The sequence below is a fragment of the Halomonas sp. ANAO-440 genome, assembly GCF_019915905.1.
GTDB classification, from domain to species: Bacteria; Pseudomonadota; Gammaproteobacteria; order Pseudomonadales; family Halomonadaceae; genus Halomonas; species Halomonas chromatireducens.
Window position 1 is genome coordinate 35763 of record NZ_JAHXBV010000013.1, and the last position, 19986, is coordinate 55748.

20 protein-coding genes are annotated in these 19986 nt (G+C 66.6%); 15 read left to right on the forward strand and 5 right to left on the reverse strand.

Annotated features, from left to right (window positions below):
- Positions 1–8 precede the first annotated feature (8 nt).
- Complete coding sequence (locus tag KZO25_RS10900; protein WP_223136988.1) at positions 9–1025, reverse strand: AraC family transcriptional regulator; 1017 nt, start codon at positions 1023–1025, stop codon at positions 9–11.
- 71 nt (positions 1026–1096) lie between these two features.
- On the opposite strand from KZO25_RS10900, the gene KZO25_RS10905 reads away from it, so the two are divergent.
- The 6 genes from KZO25_RS10905 (at position 1097) to KZO25_RS10930 (ending at position 7157) form a co-directional block, all read left to right on the forward strand.
- The gene (locus KZO25_RS10905) at positions 1097–1399 is read left to right on the forward strand and encodes a nucleotidyltransferase domain-containing protein (protein WP_066452048.1); all 303 of its coding nucleotides are present in this window, start codon (positions 1097–1099) and stop codon (positions 1397–1399) included.
- Positions 1396–1923 (forward strand): hypothetical protein, encoded by a 528-nt coding sequence (locus tag KZO25_RS10910; protein ID WP_223136989.1) that lies wholly within the window; start codon positions 1396–1398, stop codon positions 1921–1923. The genes KZO25_RS10905 and KZO25_RS10910 overlap by 4 nt, the downstream gene beginning before the upstream one ends.
- 47 nt (positions 1924–1970) lie before the next feature.
- Positions 1971–2654, forward strand: coding sequence for an ABC transporter ATP-binding protein (locus KZO25_RS10915; RefSeq protein WP_223136990.1), 684 nt, complete (start codon positions 1971–1973; stop codon positions 2652–2654).
- Entirely contained in the window at positions 2654–5155 is a 2502-nt protein-coding gene (locus tag KZO25_RS10920; protein ID WP_223136991.1) for an FtsX-like permease family protein, read from the forward strand. The genes KZO25_RS10915 and KZO25_RS10920 overlap by 1 nt, the downstream gene beginning before the upstream one ends.
- The gene (locus tag KZO25_RS10925; protein WP_223136992.1) at positions 5152–6339 is read left to right on the forward strand and encodes a lipocalin-like domain-containing protein; all 1188 of its coding nucleotides are present in this window, start codon (positions 5152–5154) and stop codon (positions 6337–6339) included. Before KZO25_RS10920 ends, KZO25_RS10925 begins: the two co-directional genes overlap by 4 nt.
- A gap of 80 nt (positions 6340–6419) precedes the next feature.
- Positions 6420–7157: a DODA-type extradiol aromatic ring-opening family dioxygenase gene (locus KZO25_RS10930; RefSeq protein WP_223136993.1), complete on the forward strand. Its 738-nt coding sequence runs from the start codon at positions 6420–6422 to the stop codon at positions 7155–7157.
- Between the two features lie 67 nt (positions 7158–7224).
- Here the strand turns inward: KZO25_RS10930 and gloA are convergent, their stop codons facing one another.
- A complete protein-coding gene (gene gloA, locus KZO25_RS10935; protein ID WP_223136994.1) occupies positions 7225–7758 on the reverse strand; it encodes a lactoylglutathione lyase in 534 nt (177 codons plus the stop codon).
- A gap of 301 nt (positions 7759–8059) precedes the next feature.
- On the opposite strand from gloA, the gene KZO25_RS10940 reads away from it, so the two are divergent.
- On the forward strand, positions 8060–8491 hold the full coding sequence (locus KZO25_RS10940; protein WP_066448422.1) for a C40 family peptidase: 432 nt from the start codon (positions 8060–8062) through the stop codon (positions 8489–8491).
- 180 nt (positions 8492–8671) lie between these two features.
- Positions 8672–9286 carry a thiamine phosphate synthase gene (gene thiE / locus KZO25_RS10945; protein ID WP_223136995.1) on the forward strand — a complete coding sequence of 205 codons (615 nt, stop codon included), beginning with the start codon at positions 8672–8674 and terminating at the stop codon, positions 9284–9286.
- A gap of 47 nt (positions 9287–9333) precedes the next feature.
- On the opposite strand, the gene mntR is transcribed toward thiE, so the two are convergent.
- Positions 9334–9816, reverse strand: coding sequence for a manganese-binding transcriptional regulator MntR (gene mntR, locus KZO25_RS10950; RefSeq protein WP_066452314.1), 483 nt, complete (start codon positions 9814–9816; stop codon positions 9334–9336).
- A 213-nt stretch (positions 9817–10029) separates the two neighbouring features.
- On the opposite strand from mntR, the gene KZO25_RS10955 reads away from it, so the two are divergent.
- Complete coding sequence (locus KZO25_RS10955; protein WP_066448412.1) at positions 10030–10818, forward strand: metal ABC transporter ATP-binding protein; 789 nt, start codon at positions 10030–10032, stop codon at positions 10816–10818.
- Positions 10805–11734 carry a metal ABC transporter permease gene (locus KZO25_RS10960; protein ID WP_083517717.1) on the forward strand — a complete coding sequence of 310 codons (930 nt, stop codon included), beginning with the start codon at positions 10805–10807 and terminating at the stop codon, positions 11732–11734. Before KZO25_RS10955 ends, KZO25_RS10960 begins: the two co-directional genes overlap by 14 nt.
- Here the strand turns inward: KZO25_RS10960 and KZO25_RS10965 are convergent.
- Positions 11731–12606, reverse strand: coding sequence for a DMT family transporter (locus KZO25_RS10965; RefSeq protein WP_223136996.1), 876 nt, complete (start codon positions 12604–12606; stop codon positions 11731–11733). The genes KZO25_RS10960 and KZO25_RS10965 overlap by 4 nt on opposite strands.
- A gap of 403 nt (positions 12607–13009) precedes the next feature.
- On the opposite strand from KZO25_RS10965, the gene KZO25_RS10970 reads away from it, so the two are divergent.
- From KZO25_RS10970 to KZO25_RS10990, 5 genes are read left to right on the forward strand one after another with little or no spacing between them, the layout of a single operon-like run.
- The gene (locus KZO25_RS10970) at positions 13010–13654 is read left to right on the forward strand and encodes a DUF1826 domain-containing protein (protein WP_223136997.1); all 645 of its coding nucleotides are present in this window, start codon (positions 13010–13012) and stop codon (positions 13652–13654) included.
- Between the two features lie 55 nt (positions 13655–13709).
- The gene (locus KZO25_RS10975; protein WP_223136998.1) at positions 13710–15251 is read left to right on the forward strand and encodes an ABC transporter substrate-binding protein; all 1542 of its coding nucleotides are present in this window, start codon (positions 13710–13712) and stop codon (positions 15249–15251) included.
- Positions 15248–16231, forward strand: a complete 984-nt coding sequence (locus KZO25_RS10980) for an ABC transporter permease (protein ID WP_223136999.1) — start codon at positions 15248–15250, stop codon at positions 16229–16231. The genes KZO25_RS10975 and KZO25_RS10980 overlap by 4 nt, the downstream gene beginning before the upstream one ends.
- On the forward strand, positions 16228–17055 hold the full coding sequence (locus KZO25_RS10985) for an ABC transporter permease (RefSeq protein WP_223137000.1): 828 nt from the start codon (positions 16228–16230) through the stop codon (positions 17053–17055). Before KZO25_RS10980 ends, KZO25_RS10985 begins: the two co-directional genes overlap by 4 nt.
- Complete coding sequence (locus tag KZO25_RS10990) at positions 17052–18488, forward strand: ABC transporter ATP-binding protein (protein ID WP_223137001.1); 1437 nt, start codon at positions 17052–17054, stop codon at positions 18486–18488. Before KZO25_RS10985 ends, KZO25_RS10990 begins: the two co-directional genes overlap by 4 nt.
- A 101-nt stretch (positions 18489–18589) precedes the next feature.
- On the opposite strand, the gene KZO25_RS10995 is transcribed toward KZO25_RS10990, so the two are convergent.
- Positions 18590–19912, reverse strand: coding sequence for a D-alanyl-D-alanine carboxypeptidase (locus KZO25_RS10995; protein ID WP_223137002.1), 1323 nt, complete (start codon positions 19910–19912; stop codon positions 18590–18592).
- Between the last annotated feature and the right edge of the window lie 74 nt (positions 19913–19986).

Below are 19986 nucleotides of genomic sequence, written 5' to 3' on the forward strand. Positions count from 1 at the left end.
GAGGCGTATCAGGCCTGCTGAGGCAAGGACGCGATCGCCCGTCGATAGGCGGCGGGCGAGTTGCCGGTCCATGCCTTGAAGGCACGGCTGAAGCAGGCCAGGTCCTCAAAGCCCAGGTCATCGGATATACCCAGCAGCGGCCGCTCGGTGCGGGTCAGCGCCTGGATGGCGAAGTCGCGCCGGAACTCGTCCTTGACCGCCTGGAAATGGGTACCCTCGGCGGCAAGTCGCCGGGAAAGGGTCCTGACCGACATGTGGAGCGCGGCAGCCACGTCCTGCACTGAGCCCGAGGAAGCCAGGTGTTGCGAGAGATGCTCCCGCACCCGATGCGAGACCAGCCGATCGGCAAGGGAGACGTAGAACCAGTCGGCGGGTGCCCGACGCAGAAAGGCGCCCAGGTGCTTCTTGGTCTGGCGTATCGGCTGTTCCAGCAGGGACCGATCGAAGTACATGGCAGTCTCGGGACGGTCGAACAGGACCTTGCCCGGGTAGAAATAGAGATAGTCAGCGCTGTGAGCCGGCTGGGCATAGGCGCACTCCATCATGATCGGCGGGATCTTGCGCGCGATCATCCACGAGGCGATGCCGTGGAACAGCTTGAGCATCAGCTCATGGACGAGAATACGGCTGCCCGCCGGCGGCCGATGCTCCACCAGCGCGACCCGGACCAGGTCGTCCTCGACGCTGTATTCGTAGCCGAAGTCGTCCAGCACGATCCGAAAAAACAGCGTATAGCGATGCAGGGCCACCTTCAGCGTCGGCGCTTCCAGTACGCTCAAACAAAGCAGCTTGAGGGTGCCGCTGCGCAACGGCCGGGCGAAGAAACCCGGTGTCTCGTCGTCAAAGTCGTTCACCAGCAGCCGGTAGAGCGTGGCGAACTGCTCAACCGTGACACGCCCGTGGGGTGCCGCGAGCAGAAACGGCGAGATCCCCGCACGCTCGAGATAGCTCCCACGGGCACGTTCCACGACGGGCACGCCGTGAAACAGCTCGTTGACGAAATGCATGGATACCGTGACGGTCACGCCGGGCCTCGCTCGACGACTGCTCGTGAAAAAATGCTAGACTCATCATGCCATTGATGGGGTGAGTAGCAATGCGCGTAACACACGATCAGATCCATATCATCCTTTCGACAGTCCGCAGCATCGCTGGAGCGGACGTCGAGGTGCGGCTGTTCGGTTCCCGCCTGGACGACACCCGAAAGGGCGGTGATCTCGATCTTCTGCTCATTTCGCCCAACCCCCTGCCACGCCTCGCTCTGGCCGAGATCAAAGGTAAGCTTGAAGCGAAACTCTACCTGCCAGTGGATCTTCTGTCTTATTCCCGGGATAGGGTTCCATCTCCTTTCCAGGCCATTGCTCTCTCCCAAGGCCACCCATTGGACGATGCGGCATGACGCACGATCTGCTTGAAGAACAGCGCCGACACCTGGCCAGGCTGCTCGAAGCCATTCAGCGCTGTGCATGGTTCCTTCACCAGTCAGATGGCAAGCTCGAATGGCCCATCAATGCTGACGAACTGGAATCACGCAAGAAGGATGTCGACCTTTACGAAACCCTGGCCGCCATCAACGAGCGATTCGCCAAGCTTCAAGATTCCTTGGCTTCCGCCATGCGACACAGTGCCCTGCTGATGGGGGAACCTACCGACAGCTTCCTGAAGGTTCTCGCCTTCTTCGAGAAACAGGGCGTGATCGACTCCATGGACGACTGGCAGCGCTGCCGCATGGTTCGCAACATGGCAGCACATGACTATGCCACGGATTACCGAGACGTCGCCGAGCATTTCAATCTGCTCCACGACCTCAGCGACATGTTATTTCAGACCGCACGCAAGCTGCTCGAACTTTGCCGTACTCTGATCAAGATTCAGCCCGCGTCCGCTGACTTCACGGATGAATTCGAGCGTATCTTCGCCTAGCAGCCAGCCTGTGGGACGATAAGCGTTTTCCCGGGAAAGGCTCAGCCATGCTCGAATTCCGCCAGGTCCACAAGTCCTACGCGACACCCCAGGGTCCGCTTCAGGTGCTGGACGGCATCGACCTGCGGCTCGACGCCGGAGAGAGCCTGGCGCTGATGGGCGAATCCGGCAGCGGCAAGTCGACCCTGCTGCACCTGGCGGCGGGCCTCGACCTCCCCGAGACCGGCGACGTGACGGTCGCCGGCCAGGCTGTCTCTTCACTGGACGAGCCCGCCCGGGCCCGGCTGCGCCGTGACACGCTGGGCCTGGTGTTCCAGCAGTTTCACCTGGTGCCCAGCCTGAACGTTGGCGACAACCTGCGCCTGCAGGCCAGGCTCGCGCGGCGAGACGATGCCGAGTGGGCGGCCCACCTGATCGAACGGCTCGGCCTTGCCGGCATGGAGAAGCGCTATCCGGAACAGCTCTCCGGTGGCCAGCAGCAACGCCTTGCCATCGGTCGCGCCCTCGCTCCTCGCCCCGCCCTGCTGCTGGCCGATGAGCCCACCGGCAACCTGGACGAGACCAGTGCCGGCGAGGTACTCGACCTGCTGCTCTCGCTGGTGAGCGAAGCCGGTAGCGCCCTGCTGATGGTGACCCACAGCCCCCAGGTGGCCGCACCGCTGGACCGCTGCCTGCGGCTGACCCACGGCCGGCTCGTCCCGGTCGATGAACGGGAGGCGAGCCGCCGCTGATGTTCACTGCCCTGGCGACACTGCTTTCCCACTACAAGCGCCATCCGGGCCAGCTCGCCATGCTGCTGCTGGGCCTGTGGGTGGCCAGCGCCCTGTGGAGCGGCGTACAGGCGATCAACGCCTCGGCCCGGGACAGCTACGCCCGCGCCGAGGCGTTGTTCACCACCGGGCTCGACCGCCTGGAGCGTCGCGACGGCCAACCCTTGACCCGGGACGACTACCTGCGCCTGCGCCGCGCCGGGCTGCCGGTGTCGCCGCTGCTGGAGGGCACGCTGGAGGCCCCCGACGGCACCCGGCTGACAGTGATCGGCATCGAGCCATTCACCCTGCCCGGCGACAGTGCCTTCGCCACCGCCGGAAGCACCAGCGAACTGGCGGCGTTCCTCACCCCGCCGTGGCAGACCCGCGTGGCCCCGGACACCCTGCCCGCCCTGGGTGTGGCGGATCGCCAGGCGCCAGGCGACGAACCGCGCCTGGCCGACGGACGGCGGCTGCCACCGCTGGTGCTGGCGCCTTCGCTACCGCCCGATACCCTGGTGATGGATATCGCCGCGGCCGCGATGCTGCTCGACAGCGGCGAACGAATCTCACGGCTGGTCACCGCCTCCAATGCCCTGAACGAAGCGCCTCCTGGCCTGGTGCTGACCCGTGCGGCGACGCTGGCCTCGCCGGGCCAGCTCACGGAGAGCTTCCACCTCAACCTCACCGCCATGGCGCTGTTGGCGCTGGTGGTGGGCCTGTTCATCGTCCAGGCGGCCCTCGGCCTGGCACTGGAGCAGCGCCTGGCCATGCTGCGCACGCTGCGGGCGCTGGGTGTCTCGGGGCGCCGCCTGGTGGGGCTGCTGGCTCTGGAGCTGCTGCTGCTGGGCGTCCTTGGTGCCCTGGCCGGCATCGTCAGCGGTGTGTGGCTGGCACGAGCCCTGCTGCCGGACGTGGCCGCTACCCTGGGCAGCCTCTATGGCGCCGGCGTCACCGCCGAACTCAGCCTGCCCTGGCACTATTGGGTCGGCGGGATCCTTGTCACCCTGGGCGGGCTCTTCCTGGCCGGCGCCGGGGTGCTGTGGCGTGCCGCCCGGCTCAGCGTGCTGGGGCTCGGCCAGGCCCAGGCCTGGCGAGCCGGTTTCCGCCGCCAGCTAAGGTTCATGACCCTGGCCGGCGCTCTGGTGGCCTCGATCGGCCTGGCGCTGTGGACCTGGCTAGCCCGGCAGCCGCCGGGGGAAGGCCTCCTGGCCGGCTTCGGACTGATGGCGGCGCTGCTGCTGGCCAGCGCCCTGTGGCTGCCGCCGCTGCTGGCGGCCCTGCTCGCCGGCCTGGAACGGCTGGCGCGCCGCCGGCCCCTGGCCCAGTGGGCCTTGGCCGACCTGCAGCTCCAGCTGCCGCGGCTGTCGCTGGCCATGATGGCACTATTGATCGCGCTCTCCGCCAACCTGGGCGTGAGCAGCATGGTCGGCGGCTTCCGCCTCACCTTCCTCGACTGGCTGGACCAGCGCCTGGTCGCCGACCTCTACCTGCGCCCGCCGGCGGAGCAGTTCGAGGAGATCGAGACCTGGCTCGACGAACGCCCCGAGGTGGCCGAGCTACTTCCCACCCGCCGCACCGACTCGACCCTTTATGCGATCGAGCGCGACGGCAGCTCCCGGGAGCTGGCGTTGCCGACCAGCCTCTACGGCATCACCCCCGGCGACGCCTTGATGCCGAGCTGGCCGCTGCTGGATACCCTGGCGGGGCGTGACGTCGCCTGGCAGGCCTTCCGCGACGGCGAGGCCTTCATCAACGAGCAGTTGGCGATCGGCGAGGGGCTGGCCCCTGGCGACCGGCTGACCCTGGGCGCCCCTCGCGGCCGGGAGCAGGTCACCGTGGCAGCGGTCTATCCCGACTACGGCAACACCCGGGGGGAGGTGCTTTTTGCCACTGCTCAGCTGGCCAGCCGCTTCGGCGCACCGCCAGGCTCCATCGGCATCGTGCTGGCGGCCGGCGCCGACGAGGCGGCGCTGGGCCAGGCGCTGACCCGGCGCTTCGGCCTGGGCAGCGACAGCCTGGTGGACCAGCGTGAGGTGAAACGCATCGCCACCGGCATCTTCGAGCGTACCTTCACCATCACCCGGGCGCTGAGTGCGCTGACCCTGGGGGTGGCGGCCCTGGCGCTGCTGGCCAGCCTGCTGGCCCAGGCCCGGGAGCGACGGCGCCAGCTGGCGCCGCTCTGGGCACTGGGGATCCCGCGAGCCCAACTGGTCCGGATACAGCTGGGCCAGCTCGGCGCCGCCGCCCTGGTGACCGGCGCCCTGGCGATACCCCTGGGTATCGTCCTTGCCCTGGGCCTGGTGGCGGTGATCAATGTCGCCGCCTTCGGCTGGCGCCTGCCGCTGTTCCTGTTCCCGAACGAGATCGCGCTGACCCTGGCCACCGCCGTGGCCGTTGCCCTGCTGGCGACCGCCCTGCCCGCCATCACCCTATGGCGCACCCCACCCCGGGCGCTGCTGGCCGAGGAGGCGAACACATGAGTGCCACCAGGCTGGTCGCGATACTACTGATGCTGCTGTGGCTTACCGGCTGCGACACCGATCGGGATGACGCCGCCCCCGGCGAGCCCGCCGGCTTCGCCGGGCTGGGCGAGGAGGCCGGCGACTTCGCCCAGGCCCATGAGGGAATCACCCTGCGCTTCCCCGAGGATCACGCCGCCCACCCGGACTACCGCATCGAGTGGTGGTACCTCACCGCCAACCTGGAGGACGACAGCGGCGAACCGCTGGGCCTGCAGTGGACCCTGTTTCGTCAAGCGATCACGTCACCGGAGGAGCGCCCCGCCCACACGCCCTGGGCCGCCGATCAGCTATGGATGGCGCATATGGCGGTCTCCCGGGGCGAGACCCATCGGGTGGCGGAGCGCTTCGCCCGCAGCCACTCCGCCGACAACCTCGATGACCGGGATGGCCAGGCGGGCGCACGGGCCGAGCCTTTTCGGGCCTGGATCGACCACTGGCAGTTGGCCAGCCGTATAGAAACATCAGACGAAACGACAGGCGATGAGCCAGACACCGACACCTTCGCCGAACTGGAACTGATGGCACATCAGGACGACGAGCACGGCGGCTTCGGCTACGCCCTGACCCTTACCGCCGAGGGGCCGCTGGTGCTGCACGGCGAGGCCGGCTTCAGCCAGAAATCCGCCGACGGCCAGGGCTCGATGTACTACAGCCAGCCGTTCTGGCGCGTCGAAGGGGAGGTCACCCTCGACGGCGAAACCCGCGCGGTAAGCGGGCGCGGCTGGCTCGACCGGGAGTGGAGCAGCCAGTTGCTTGGACCCGAACAGCAGGGCTGGGACTGGTTCTCGCTGCATCTGGCGAGCGGCCACAAGCTGATGGCCTTCCAGCTGCGTGGCGGCGGCGCTGACGGCGGTGACTACCGCTCCGGCACCTGGATCGCCCCCGACGGCGAGCCCACCGCGCTGGCGCCGGACGAGATCGACATGACGCCGCTGGAAACCCGCCGCGTGGCGGGGCGCGACGTGCCGACCCACTGGCGCCTGGCAATCCCCCGCGCCGGGCTGGACCTGGTCGTCGAGGCCCCCCATGCCGAGCGCTGGATGGACACCTCCGTGCCCTACTGGGAAGGGGAGGTCATCGCTTTCGACGCAGAGAGCGGTGAGGCATTGGGCGAGGGATACCTGGAAATGACGGGCTATTGACAGGCGATTATTTCATAAGCCTGCTATCGATATTTTCGACTTGAGCCGCTATCCTGAAGACAACCTATCAGGAGCTTTCCATGCAACCCAGCCTCTTTATTTCCCACGGCTCCCCCATGCTGGCCCTGACCAAGACGCCGGCCCACGACTTTCTCCGCGAGCTCGGCCAAGCGCTGCGTCCCAAGGCGGTGGTGGTAGTCTCGGCCCACTGGGAGAGTGACCGGCTGCTGGTGAGCACCAGCGCCCACCCCGAAACCATCCACGACTTCGGCGGCTTTCCGCGGGCACTCTACGAGTGCCAGTATCCCGCCCCCGGCGAGCCGGAGCTGGCCAGGCGCCTGGCCAGGGAGCTCAACGCCGTGCCCACCGAACGTGGCCTCGATCACGGCGCCTGGGTGCCGCTCTCGCTGATGCTCCCGGAGGCAAACGTGCCGGTGGTCTCGCTGTCGCTGCCGGTGCAGTGGTCAAACGCCGAGCTGGTGGCACTCGGAGGGAAACTTGCCGCGCTGCGGGAGGAGAACATCCTGGTGATCGGCTCCGGCAGCCTGACCCACAATCTGATGGAGCTGCAGGCCCAAGGCTCCGAGATGCCCGCCTGGGTGGGCGAATTCGCTGACTGGGTGCATAAGCGTCTGGATGCCGACGACCGCACGGCGCTGCTTGACTGGGAACAGGCACGCTACGCCCGAGAGAACCACCCCACATCGGAGCACTTCCAGCCGCTGCTGGTAGCCATGGGCACCGGCGGCCAGGCAGAGCGCCTGCACCACAGCGTGGAGCACGGCGTGCTGGCCATGGACGTCTACGCCTTCGCCTGAGTAGACCCCGGCAACCCCCCGATGCCGCCCCGTGAGGTGGCAGCACCGGAGCCCGTCGACGGCAGGATCAGTCGCCCAGCGCAGCCAGCCGGTCGGCCTGGACCACCTCGATCCAGTAGCCGTCCGTGTCCTTGACGAAGACCACGTCCTTCATCTTGCCCTGATCGGCGCGCTTGATGAACTCGACGTCGTTGGCATCGAACCAGGCCTCGGCGGCGTCGAGGTTGGGCACCGAAAAGCAGATATGCCCGAAGCCCTGGGGTTCGGCATTGCCGTCGTGGTAGGCGAAATCGGCCTGATCCTCGGTGCCCCAGTTATGGGTCAGTTCCAGCAGGCCCTTCTGGCTGAAGGTCCAGACGGTACGCTCGCCTTTCTCCTCCGGCACCTGCTCCTCCTCTTCCAGCCTGGCCAGGAAGTAGAGCGAGAAGCCAAGCTCCTCGAAGTCGAGGCGGCGCAATACGCTCATGCCGAAGACACGCGTATAGAAAGCCAATGCCCGTTCAGGATCCTTGACCCGCAGCATGGTGTGATTGAGACGAAAACCGAGGGTGTCCCCCGTGGGCATCTTTACGCCGGGGTGCTGCTCGCCCTTGAAGTTCATGGCCACTCTCCCTTGTCGCTGCCTGATCACTGGGTTGTAAAGAAGATGATGATGCGCCGCCCGGGATATTTCCAGCCTCTCGCTGCATGGAACCACTGTGTTGCGCGCTCTGACCGGCATTCACCCGGCACTTTCACGGATTCTCGCCAAGCACGTACGGTTCGAGCTAAAGTAGGAAACAGGATTGGCGAAGAGTAGCTGGACGATGGCTCGAGTGGCGTGGTTCGAACCGGTGGCACTACCAGGCAGGTCCCGGCCGCTTCATGGCCAGGGGCGACTTGTCCTTCTTTTGATTGCGCTGATGCTGCTGGCTGGATGCGCCAGCCGCGACATGGCGACCCAGGACCCACGCGCTGGCGAAGGCTTGTCCATCGAGCGGGCACTTATCCTGGCCACGGCCGAAGGTGCCCTGGGGACCCCCTATCGCTTCGGTGGCAACTCTCCGGAAGGGCTCGACTGCTCCGGGCTAGTCGAACTCAGCTATCGTGCCGCCGGGATCCCGGTACCGCGTACCGCAGACGATCAATACCGCACGCTTCCCGAAGCCCGCCAGGCGCGCCCGGGGGACCTGCTGTTCTTCGGCGATCGCCGCAAGGCCACTCATGTGGGAATCTACCGGGGTAACGGGCAGATGATTCACGCCCCGGGGCGGGGACGCCAGGTTGTCAGCGTGCCGCTGGACGTCGACTATTGGCAGGACCGCTTTCTGGGTGCGGCAAGCCCCGCCCCCTGACTTCGCTTTATCCGAAAAGTGCCTGCGCTTGGCCATACTGCGTTAAAAATCGACTCAATATACTCATTTACCCCGTGTAAACTCGCACGCGAGCCCGGTCCGTCTTCTCGCCCATTTTTGCCTTGTCTGGCCTGCGCTCGCCGACTTTTCGGACAAAGCTCTCAATTTTTGAGGTTTCTCATGCGCCTAGACCTGACCCTCTATTTGGTAACCGACCCCCGGCTTTGCGCCCGGCACGGCTTGGTGGAAACCGTCGTGGCGGCGGTACGCGGTGGCGTGACACTGGTGCAACTGCGTGACAAGCAGGCCAGCGACGAGGAGCTGATTGACCAGGCGCGGCGCCTCAAGGCGGCACTCGCCGGTAGCGGCGTACCGCTGATCATCAATGACCGGCTGGATGTGGCGCTAGCCAGCGAAGCGGACGGGCTCCACCTGGGTCAGGATGATGGTGAAGTGGCCGCAGCGCGCCAAGCGCTGGGCGAACACGCCATCCTCGGCCTCTCGGTGCAGAACCTGGATCAGATGTCACGACTGGACCCGGAACCGCTGGACTACCTGGGTCTGGGGCCGATCTTCGCCACCGCGACGAAGCCGAACCATGCCCGGCCGCTGGGCTTCGATGGCCTGGCCACCCTTGTCGCCGCCAGCCCACTGCCGGCGGTAGCCATCGGCGGTCTGCAGGCCGAGCATGTGGGCCGGGTGCGCACAGCCGGCGCAAAGGGACCGGCGGTGGTGTCGGCTATCTGCGGCCAGCCGGACCCGGAAGCCGCTGCGCAAGCGTTCTTCAACGTTTGAAAACCGTGAATCAGGTGCTGTCAGGCTGAAAAGCTCCCCGCAACGATTCAGGAGCTTCCGCGTTCCTTTTCGCGCGTAAAGCGCTGCATGATATCCAGGGTTTCCTGGCTGACATGGTGCTCCATACCCTCGGCATCAATTCGCGCCGTGTGATCGCTGACGCCCAGGGCACGCAGAAACCTCAGCACGATGGCATGACGCTGATGCGACATGGCTGCCATGGCCTCACCCTTCTCGGTCAGAAACAGCGAGCGATAAGGCTTGCTTGAGACCAGTCCCAGGCTCTTCAACCGGGCCACCGTCTTTGACACCGTGGCCTGACTGACCCCCATTCGCGCCGCGATATCCGTCGAGCGCGCCTCGCCATGATGCTGCAGCAGGTCGGCGATCAGCTCCACGTAGTCTTCGAGCAGCTCGGTTTCATGGGCATTGCGCACGGCAGCGTACTGCTTCGCATGCTGATCGCTGGGCGGCAGGGCATCCGCCTTGCACAGGCGATCCGGTGTTACTTTTTTCGGGGAGTCGGTCATCGCGCCAATATAGCCAATCTGCTCATAGGGCAGCAACAGAAGCCCGATAGAGATTTCCTACTACCCAACAAGTTAACCTTGGCTAAAATAGTAGCCATACGCTCATAAACTCACGGCAATGTAACAACTGGCTATCAACGGCCAGAGGTGGAGGAGAGTACCCGATGTCAGCCCCCAGAAGCTTCATGCCGTGCGATATCCTGGGTGGTGGATATGACTGATCCCGCCCCCGCACTTCAAGCAAGCCGCCTCTACGCGGCCTACCACCAGCAGCCCGTGCTGGAGGATATCTCCCTGTCGCTGCCGCAAGGCCAGTGGACAGCCATCGTCGGCCCCAACGGCGCTGGTAAATCGAGCCTGCTGAACCTGGTCATCGGCAGTCTCGCTCCGCTGCGCGGCGAACTTCGGATCCTCGGCAATAGCCCCGCCGCGCAGCGCCGTGCCGGCAATATCGCCTATATGGCCCAGCAGGAGAACATGGAGTGGGACTTTCCCATTTCGGTGCGTGAAACGGTGCTGACCGGCCGCTACGGCATGATGCGCCACGACCCACTATGGCGGCGCCTGCTGCCTCGCTACTGGGCCAATCCCAGCCACCGGCAGGCCGTCGAGGCCGCTCTGGAAGCCGTCGACATGGCCGACCATGCCGCACGCCCCATTGGTGAACTCTCCGGCGGCCAGAAGAAGCGCGTGATGCTGGCTCGCGCCCTGGCTCAACAGGCAAAAATACTGCTGCTCGACGAACCCCTGGCCGGGGTCGACCCTCCCAGCGAAGCATTGATTCTCGAGACGCTCGAGCGCGAGCGCGCCGCCGGGCGCACCGTCATCATGGTGACCCATGACATGCAGGGGGCTCGCCGCCACGCTGATAATGTCATGTTGATCAACCGCACCCTGATCGGCATGGGTCCCCCGGAAGAGATGCTAAGCGATGCCATGCTGGCTCGCCTGGCGGTGGGGACGCCCTCCACCGAGCACGGGAGGGTGCCTGTTGCCGCTTGAAGCCTTCGCCATCAGCGTCATCGACGCCTTGATCGTGCTACTGATGATGGCGGTCAACCTGCTGCCAGAGAGCCTGGCCGCTCCCTTCGAATACCGCTTCATGCAGCGAGCGCTGCTCACCTCGGTGCTGGTGGGCGCCATCTGCGGGCTGCTCTCCTGCTACGTGGTGCTAAAGCGCTGGTCGCTGCTGGGTGATGCCATCTCCCATGCCGTGCTGCCTGGCGTGGCCATCGCTTACCTGCTGGGCTGGCCGTTCTTCATCGGCGCCTTCGTCACCGGCGCGCTGACGTCGCTGGGTATTGGCGCCCTGGAGCGCCATACCCGAATCAAGGCGGACGCCGCCATGGGCCTGATGTTCACCGCCGCCTTTGCGCTGGGCATCGTGATCATCAGCAAGATCGCCACCAGCACTCACCTGATGCATATCCTCTTCGGCAACGTGCTGGGGGTACAGACTTCGGCGCTGATGCTGACACTGGCAGCCAGCCTGGTGGCCGTACTGGCGATCTGGCTGGCCTATCGGCCACTGCTGCTTTACACCTTCGATCCACAGCAGGCCCAGGCGCTGGGCTTCAATACCAGCATCATCCACTACGGACTGATCCTGCTGCTGACATTGACCATCGTAGCCAGCCTGGAAACCGTGGGCATCATCCTGGTCGTGGCGATGCTGATCACCCCCGGCGCCACGGCCCACCTGCTCACCGACCGCTTCCCCACGATGCTGGCCCTCTCGGTCGGCGTCGGCGTGACATCAGCCGTGGTGGGGCTGATGCTCTCGGTAGCTCTGGATGTCGCCTCGGGTGGTGCCATCGTGCTGGTGGCCTCGGGCCTGTTCCTTATCGCCCTGCTGGCAGCTCCCAAGCATGGGCTGGTGGGACGCCACTGGCGGCGCTGGCGGCTGAATCGCGCTTAAGCCGTCGGACGTCTTTTCAAGGTCGTCCGGCGGTCATGATAGGCAATTGCCAGGCCGCTGCCGATGATCAATGTACTGCCCACGAAGACCCAGACATCCGGCATTTCACCCCAGAACCACCAGCCCAGAATCACCGCCCAGAGCATGGCCGTGTAGTCGAAAGGCGCGGCAATGGCCGCCGGGGCGAAACGGAATGCCAACGTAATGAAGGCCGTCGCCCCCACGCCGATGATCCCGGCCCCCAGGAAGCCCAGCCAATGCCAGGGGTGCGGGGTCTGCCATACCCAGGGTAGCGCCACCGCCGTGAGCAGCAGCGGCACCAGGGTCATGTAGAAGACCATCGCCCAGAGGTGCTCGCGGGCACCGTACCGCCGCGCGGTGATCATCATCAGCGCATAGAAGACGGCCGCCGCCAACAGCGCCAGCGCTCCCGGATGAAAGGCGTCGCCGCCGGGGCGCACCACCACCAGAACCCCCACGAAGCCCAACAGGGACGCTGCCAGCACGGGAGGATCGATCTTCTCGCCCAGCAGCGGCACCGAGAGCAGGGTGACGAACAGCGGGGCAACGAAGGCGATGGCGGTCGCCTCGGCCAAGGGCAGCAGCGTCAGGCCGAGCACGAAGAAGAACATGGTGCCGGTATAGATCAGGCCGCGCACCAGGTGCACCCCGGGGCGCTGGGTACGCAGCTTGGTGAGCCCGCCACCAAAGTGGGCCAGCAAGGCGATCAACGGTAGCGAAACCAGGGTGCGGAAGAAGATGATCTGCAGGGGCGAGTGTACCTCGCCCAGCCACTTGGCGATGGCATCGCCAATGGCCAGGCACAGCACACCCATACACATGCACAGAATGCCCTTCAACGACGGCGTCATGGCGACCTCCCCTCTTGCCGAACCCTGGCGACCCAAAAAACCACCCCGCCGACCGTAAGGGTCGGCGGGGCTTATTGATTAACAACCTAATGGCTGGCGCAGACCACGGCAAGTGCGGCGCCCCAAAATGGCGCATTCGACCATGAAGAGGTCGAGGTGTGACTGGAACGGTGTAACGGGGCAAAACCATGTCGCGGAGAGAGCCGCGGAGAGAATAGTCATGCCCAATACGTTATGTTATAACGAATCATTCTCAGCGTTCAGCCAGCTACCATAACCGTTACTTCAGCCCCATTACTTCAAACCCGTCACTTCAGACATTGCTTCGATCCCCCTGCGGTTCCACATCAGGGGGTCATTCGCAGCACAAATGATATGTTATATAGTTACAAAAGGAGGCGACATGCTGCCCCGTACCACCGCTGACATCTCCACGCACTGGGCATTCGGCCAGGACATCGAGGTACTGCCCCGCATATTCGACGATGACATCACCCTGGCGGTGATGGAGCGTCCGCTCGACTCGGCCCTGATCCTGGCCGTGCGGGCTCAGCTCGGCCACCAGCGCGGCCTCGAATGGCACTGGCGCGGCGCCCCCGGCCAGGCAATGCAGGAGGACCTGGCACGGCGACTGCCCGCCCCCCAGGCCGGTGATGCGCTGGTAAAGGATATCGGCACCATCGCCGAAGCCATGGCCTATCTGTTCTCGACCGAGACCATCGGCATTCGCCTGCGCACGCTCGACGGCGCCATGTGCCCGCGCTTCCACGTCGACAACCTGCCGGTGCGTCTGGTGAGCACCTATGCCGGCCCGGCCAGCGAGTGGCTACCCGAACATGCCGTCAACCGTGCGAGGCTCGGTGCCCCGCGTCCGGACAAGCCCGATATCGTTGCCGACCCTGGTGCCATTCAACAGATTGGCGTGGGCGACCTGGCCCTGATGAAAGGCTGCGGCTGGGTCGGCAACGAGGAACGCGGCCTAGTGCACCGCAGCCCTCAGCCCGCGTCGGGTGAGCGCCGCCTGCTGCTGGCGCTGGACCCGGGCTGAAACGCCTGCGCCGCCCATCGTCTTTTACCTCAAACCTTTCAAGGAAGATTCTGCAATGCCACTACTCCCTGGCTCCCTGGTCTCTTGCTCCCTGCTGCTGAGCCTTGCCCTGCTGCCGCTGTCGGCCGCCGCCGACCGCCCGCTCTCCGTGGTTGCCCCCTGGGAGATCACCGGCGCCGACCCATCGACCTCGGGCTATGTCTACGCCCGCATGCGTGTCGCCGAGACGCTGGTCGACACCGACGCCGACGGCCAGCCCGCGCCGGGGCTGGCTGCCTCCTGGCAGGCCAGCGACGATGGCCTGACCTGGCGCTTCAGCCTGCGTGAGGACGTCAGCTTCCACGACAGCAGCCCGCTGACGGCGGAAGCGGCAGCCACGAGCCTTCAGCACGCCCTGGCCAAGCCGGGCATCCTCGACTCGGCGCCCATCACTGCCATCGAGGCCGAGGGCAACGAGGTGGTGATCCGGCTCGAGACCCTCTTTGCGCCGCTGCCGGCACTGCTGTCCCACTCCACCACCCTGATCCTCGCCCCGGGTGCCTTTGACGACGACGGGCGGATCACCCAGGTGATCGGCACCGGCCCCTATCGAGTGGAAAGCGTGGCTCCCCCGCAGCGTCTCGCCGTGGAGCGCTTTGAGGACTATTGGGGCGAGGCACCCGCCATCGAGAGGGCCAGCTATCTGGCGGTAGGCCGCGGCGAGACCCGTGCGCTGATGGCCGAGAGCGGCGATGCCGACGTGGTCTTCACCCTCGACCCGGCGAGCCGCGCACGGCTGGCGCGCCATGATCGTCTCACGCTGCATGCAGAACCGCTGCCGCGCACCATCGTGTTCAAGGTCAATGCCTCTCATCCGCTGCTCGAGGACGAGCGCGCCCGGCAGGCGCTGAGCCTGTCCATCGATCGGGAAGGCATCGCCGCCGGCCTGCTGCGGGACCCCGAAGCCGCCGCCGCTGAGCTGTTTCCGGCCAGCCTCGGCCCCTGGCACCTCGGCCTCGACGCCGGCGAGGCGCAGGACGTGGAGCGCGCCCGTGAGCTGCTCGCCGAGCTGGGCTGGGCAGCCAATGGCAGCGGCATGCTCGAGCGCGACGGAGCGCCTTTCGAGTTGACCCTGCGCACCTTCTCCGACCGCCCCGAGCTGCCGCTGGTGGCCACCGCCCTGCAGGATCAGTGGCGCGAGATCGGCGTCGCACTCGAGGTCGACGTGGGCAATGCCAGCGCGATCCCCTCCGGCCACCAGGACGGTAGCCTGGAACTGGGCCTGATGGCGCGCAACTACGGCCTGGTGCCCGACCCGCTCGGCACCCTGCTCGATGACTTCGGCACCGACCCCGAAGCCATGGGCGGCGACTGGGGCGCCATGGGCTGGCGCGACGACGATCTAGCTGCCTGGCTCGACACCCTGCGCCAGGAGGCCGATCCCGAAGCCCGCACCGAGCTGGCGGCCCAGGTGGCACGGCGCCTGAACGAGGCCATGCCGGTCGTGCCCGTGGCTTGGTACCAGCAGACTGCCGCGGTCAATGTCGAGCTGGAAGGCTTCTCCATCGACCCGCTGGAGCGCAGCTATCGCATCGATGAGCTGAGGTGGAGCGAATGAGTGTAGCGCTGGCCTCACGGACGACCCCGCGCTGGACGGCAGGCCTGGGCGGCCTGCTGCTGCAACGCCTGTTCCAGGCCGGGCTGGTAGCGTGGCTGGTCGGCACCCTGACCTTCGTGCTGACCCGCTCGCTGCCCGGCGACATGGCCTACCGCATCGCCGCCGGTCGCTACGGTCACGACATGGTCAATACGGCCGCCGCCGAGGCGGTACGTGCCGAGCTCGCCCTGGACCAGCCCGCCGTGACGGCCTACTTCGGCTGGCTGTGGGACCTGGTGCAGTTCGACCTGGGCCGCTCGCTGGTCAGCGGCCAGCCGGTGATAACCGAACTGTGGCACCAGCTCGGCCACTCCCTGGGCCTGGCGGCCATGGCCGTGCTGCTCTCGCTGCTGCTGGGCCCGCCGCTGGGGCTGATCGCCGGGCTCAAGCCCAATGGCATGCTGGATCGCGTGAGCGAAGTGGCGGCCAGCGTGCTGCGTGCCCTGCCCCCTTTCGCCGTGGGCCTGCTGCTGATCCTGATCTTCTCGGTGTCGCTGGGCTGGCTGCCTGCCGCCGGCCATGGCCGCACCGCCCATGGCGTGCTTCCGGCGCTGACCCTGGCGCTGGCACTGGCCGCCATCTCCAGCCGGGTGGCGCGTAACGCCATGGCCGACGTATCGCAGTCTGCCTACTACGCCTTCTCGCGCACCAAGGGGCTGAACGAGCGCCTGAGTTTCCTGCGCCACGGCCTGCGCAACGCCGCGGTGCCGGTGGTCGCCTACCTCGGGGTGCAGTTCGTCTACCTGATCGAGGGCGTGGTGGTGGTCGAAACGCTGTTCGCCTGGCCCGGCATCGGCCACGCCCTGGTGCATGCCATCGTCGCCCGCGACGTGCCGATGATCCAGGGCACCGCCCTGGTCATGGGACTGATGTTCGTCGCGCTCAATACCGTGGTGGACCTGCTCTGCCACTGGCTCGACCCCAGGAGGCGCAGCGCATGAAAGCATTTGCCCTGACTACCGTTCGCCGCTGGACGCTGCCGACCCTCAACGGCCGCCAGCGGCTCGGCGCCACGCTGCTCGCCCTGCTGCTCGCCTTCGCCTGGTTGGTGCCCTGGCTCTTCGATGCCGACCCCGCGCGCCAGCAGCTCACCCGCATCCTGCAGCTCCCGTCGCTTGCCGAACCGCTCGGCAACGACCACCTGGGCCGTAGCCTGCTGGCCCGGCTGGCATCCGCCATACAGCTCTCGTTCGGCATGGCGCTGCTCAGCGTGACTACCGCTGCCATTCCGGGCGTGCTGTTGGGTGTGATTGCCGGCTGGCGAGGCGGCTGGACCGATCGCGTGCTGGGCAGCCTGGCCGATGCCTGCCTGGCCCTGCCCGGCCTGCTGCTGGTGCTGCTGCTGGTGGCCATCGCCCCGGGCAACTTCTGGGCGCTCTATGTGGGTATCTCGCTGGTGCTGTGGATCGAGTACTTCCGCGTGGTACGCGCCCGCACCCGGGTACTGGTGGCCTCGCCGCAGCTCGAGGCGAGCCGGCTGCTCGGCTTCGGCCCGTTCTACCTGTTCCGTCGCCATTTATGGCCGGAGCTCGCCCCGCAGGTACTCACGCTGGCCGCCTTCGGCGCCGCCAGCGCCATTCTTGCCATGGCCGCGCTGGGCTTCGTCAGCGTTGGCCTGCGCCCGCCCACCGCCGAGCTGGGGCTGATGATGATCGAACTGCTGCCCTACTACCACGAGGCGCCCTGGGCCATGGCCCAGCCCATCGTGGTGCTGTTCGTGCTGGTATTGAGCCTGAACCTGCTGGCCGGAAGAGATCCACGATGAGTCCATACTTACTTCAGGCCGAAGGCGTGACGATCCAGGGCGAGGGCGTCACGATCGCGCCCTTCTCCTGCTTGCTCGAAGCCGGCGGCCGCCTGACCCTGCTCGGTGAAACCGGCTCGGGCAAGAGCCTGATCGCCCAGGCCATCATGGGCACGCTGCCGAGGGGGCTTGCCGCCCGTGGCCGACTGGTCATCGATGGCAAGGCGTTCGACGCCGCCGATGGCACGTCGCGCCGCGCACTCTGGGGCCACCGCCTGGCGCTGCTGCCCCAGGAGCCCTGGCATGCCCTGGACCCCACCATGCGATCCATTTCCCAGGTCGCCGAGAGCCACCGCCACGTGGCCGGACGCGACCGCCGCGCCGCCCTCCAGGCCGCCTGGGCCGACCTGGCCGAGCTGGGTCTGGTTGACGCGGGCAGCAAGCTGCCCGGCGAGCTCTCCGGCGGCATGGCGCAGCGGGTGGCTTTCGCGGCCGCCTGTGCCGGCGGCGCGCCCATCGTGATCGCCGATGAGCCTACCAAGGGGCTCGATGCACTGCGTCGGGACGCGGTGGTCGAACTGCTGGCGCGCACGCCCGAGGCCGGGGGCGCCCTGCTCACCATCACCCATGACATCGACGTGGCCCGCCGGCTGGGCGGCGAGGTGGTCATCCTGCGCCAGGGCCAGGTGGTCGAGCGCGGCCCGGCCCAGCAAGTACTCACACACCCTCACAGCGAGTACGGCCAACGGCTGCTGGCTGCCGAGCCCAGCCGCTGGCCGCGGCCGCAGCCGCTGGGCGAACGCCAGGCGCCTGTCGTGAGTACCAGAGGCCTGGCCAAGAGTCGCGGCGGGCGCGAGCTGTTCCGCGACCTTTGGCTCGCGGTCAGCCCCGGCGAGATCGTCGGCGTGGTCGGCCCCTCCGGCTGTGGCAAGAGCACCCTGGGCGACATGCTGCTGGGCGTGACGTGTGCCGACGATGGTGAGATTCATCGGGCACCGGGGCATCCGCTGGGCTTCCAGAAGCTCTACCAGGATCCGCCGACGGCCTTCTCGCCGCACTGGCGGCTGGCTCGCCTGCTCGACGACCTGGTACGCCGCCACCGCCTGGATCGTGCCGCCATCGCGCCGCTGATGGCGCGCCTGGGGCTCGACGAGAATCTGCTGGGGCGGCGCCCCGGCGAGATCTCGGGCGGCGAGCTGCAGCGCTTCGCCATCCTTCGCGTGCTGCTGCTGGAGCCGCGCTTCCTGTTCGCCGACGAGCCCACCTCGCGCCTCGACCCCATCACCCAGCGACAAACGCTCGAGCTGCTGGTGGAGCTGGCCCGCGAGCGGCGCTGTGGAGTCATGCTGGTGAGCCACGACCCGGCGCTGATCGAGCGAATCTGCGACAAGCGGATAGCACTGGGGGGCGCTGCAAGCGTGACAACTCGGGAGCGGGACCCCGCCGTGGCCTGAAGCGTCATGCCATAACTACGCCAGGCCATAACTACGCCAGGCTCAAACGACCGACGCCCCGCAAGAGCGGGGCGTCGGTACGATCGGCCAGCGGTGACGGCTCAGTAGTGGGCGACTACCATGCAGTCCATGCCGGTGGCGCGCAGGCTACGGCAGGCGCTGTGTGCGTCGTTCTCCTGCAGGTCGACCAGCCGGGCACGGAAGACGCGCTTCTCGTCCTGGGTCTCGGCCACCGAAACGCGCACGTCGCGCAGCTGGCTGGCCAGTTGGTCGGCTGCCCGTGACGCCAGGCTGCGGGCCTGGTCGGCGTTATTGAACGCACCCACTTGCACGGCCCAGGTACCGCTCGCCTGCGGCGAATCGGCCCGTGCGATCAGGTCACGGATCGGATCGTCGGCGGAGCCCATCTCGGCACCCATCTCGGACTGGAAGGTCGAACGCGTGCCGGATTCGGACCGGCTTGCCTGCAGGCTACCGCTCGACGACGCCGGCTCCACCGAAGCCAGCTGCGTTGCGGGTGCCGCCGAGGCGGGCTGAGCAGCCGGCAGATCCATGTTGTCGCCGAAGACATCGGCCTGGGCGATCCAATCTCCCCGCTGCAGCATGTTGAGGCGTGCATAGCCGCGGTCGAGCAGGTCCGACATGTGGGCATCACGGGAAGCCGCAGTGAACCCACCCATCACGACCGAGACCACCCGACGGTTATCACGGATCGCCGATGTCGCCACGTTGAAGCCGGAAGCCCGGATGAAACCCGTCTTGAGCCCGTCGGCACCGGGATAGTTGCGCACCAGCCGGTTATGGCTGGTGTGGGTCGTACCCCGATACGTAAAACTCTGGGTCGAGAAGTAGTGGTAGTACTGCGGGAAATCCTGCATCACGCGAATCGACAGGGTCGCCATGTCGCGAGCGGTGGTGACCTGCTCGTTGTTGGGCAGCCCCGATGCGTTGCGGAACTGGGTGGCATTCATGCCCAGCTCGCGGGCCCGCTGCGTCATCATGTTGCCAAAATTGCGCTCGCTGCCACCCAGTGCCTCGGCCACCACCACCGCAACATCATTGGCGGAGCGCACCACCAGGGCAAGGATCGCCTCTTCCACGGTGATACTGCTACCGGCGGAGAGCCACAGCTTGGAAGCCGGCATCGCAGCTGCCTGGGCGGATACCGGCAGCGGCTGATGCAGATGCATGCTGCCGTCCTCGATGGCCTCGAACAGCATGTAGAGCGTCATCATCTTGGTCAGCGAGGCCGGATAGCGGGTCGCATCGGGGTTCGCGGCATGCAGTACATCTCCGCTTTCGACATCGATCACAATAGCCGCATAGCGGGGGTTGGCCTGAGCCGTTTTCGCCGTTAGCAGCAACAAGCTGGCCAGCAGCACAAAGACGGCTACCCCGAGGTAGTGTCGGTAGGAGGAGGACATGGCAGACACCTCTAGTTCCCTTGGTTATTCCCTGCGGCCGTTTTGTCATCAGGCCTTGCCCCAGTATGGACAGG

Bases quoted from the DNA above. Each gene is read 5' to 3' on its own strand.
- KZO25_RS10905 (WP_066452048.1), top strand. From the start codon at position 1,097: ATGCGCGTAACACACGATCAGATCCATATCATCCTTTCGACAGTCCGC.
- KZO25_RS10910 (WP_223136989.1), top strand. From the start codon at position 1,396: ATGACGCACGATCTGCTTGAAGAACAGCGCCGACACCTGGCCAGGCTG.
- KZO25_RS10915 (WP_223136990.1), top strand. From the start codon at position 1,971: ATGCTCGAATTCCGCCAGGTCCACAAGTCCTACGCGACACCCCAGGGT.
- KZO25_RS10920 (WP_223136991.1), top strand. From the start codon at position 2,654: ATGTTCACTGCCCTGGCGACACTGCTTTCCCACTACAAGCGCCATCCG.
- KZO25_RS10925 (WP_223136992.1), top strand. From the start codon at position 5,152: ATGAGTGCCACCAGGCTGGTCGCGATACTACTGATGCTGCTGTGGCTT.
- KZO25_RS10930 (WP_223136993.1), top strand. From the start codon at position 6,420: ATGCAACCCAGCCTCTTTATTTCCCACGGCTCCCCCATGCTGGCCCTG.
- gloA (WP_223136994.1), bottom strand. From the start codon at position 7,758: ATGAACTTCAAGGGCGAGCAGCACCCCGGCGTAAAGATGCCCACGGGG.
- KZO25_RS10940 (WP_066448422.1), top strand. From the start codon at position 8,060: ATGCTGCTGGCTGGATGCGCCAGCCGCGACATGGCGACCCAGGACCCA.
- thiE (WP_223136995.1), top strand. From the start codon at position 8,672: ATGCGCCTAGACCTGACCCTCTATTTGGTAACCGACCCCCGGCTTTGC.
- mntR (WP_066452314.1), bottom strand. From the start codon at position 9,816: ATGACCGACTCCCCGAAAAAAGTAACACCGGATCGCCTGTGCAAGGCG.
- KZO25_RS10955 (WP_066448412.1), top strand. From the start codon at position 10,030: ATGACTGATCCCGCCCCCGCACTTCAAGCAAGCCGCCTCTACGCGGCC.
- KZO25_RS10965 (WP_223136996.1), bottom strand. From the start codon at position 12,606: ATGACGCCGTCGTTGAAGGGCATTCTGTGCATGTGTATGGGTGTGCTG.
- KZO25_RS10970 (WP_223136997.1), top strand. From the start codon at position 13,010: ATGCTGCCCCGTACCACCGCTGACATCTCCACGCACTGGGCATTCGGC.
- KZO25_RS10975 (WP_223136998.1), top strand. From the start codon at position 13,710: ATGCCACTACTCCCTGGCTCCCTGGTCTCTTGCTCCCTGCTGCTGAGC.
- KZO25_RS10980 (WP_223136999.1), top strand. From the start codon at position 15,248: ATGAGTGTAGCGCTGGCCTCACGGACGACCCCGCGCTGGACGGCAGGC.
- KZO25_RS10985 (WP_223137000.1), top strand. From the start codon at position 16,228: ATGAAAGCATTTGCCCTGACTACCGTTCGCCGCTGGACGCTGCCGACC.
- KZO25_RS10990 (WP_223137001.1), top strand. From the start codon at position 17,052: ATGAGTCCATACTTACTTCAGGCCGAAGGCGTGACGATCCAGGGCGAG.
- KZO25_RS10995 (WP_223137002.1), bottom strand. From the start codon at position 19,912: ATGTCCTCCTCCTACCGACACTACCTCGGGGTAGCCGTCTTTGTGCTG.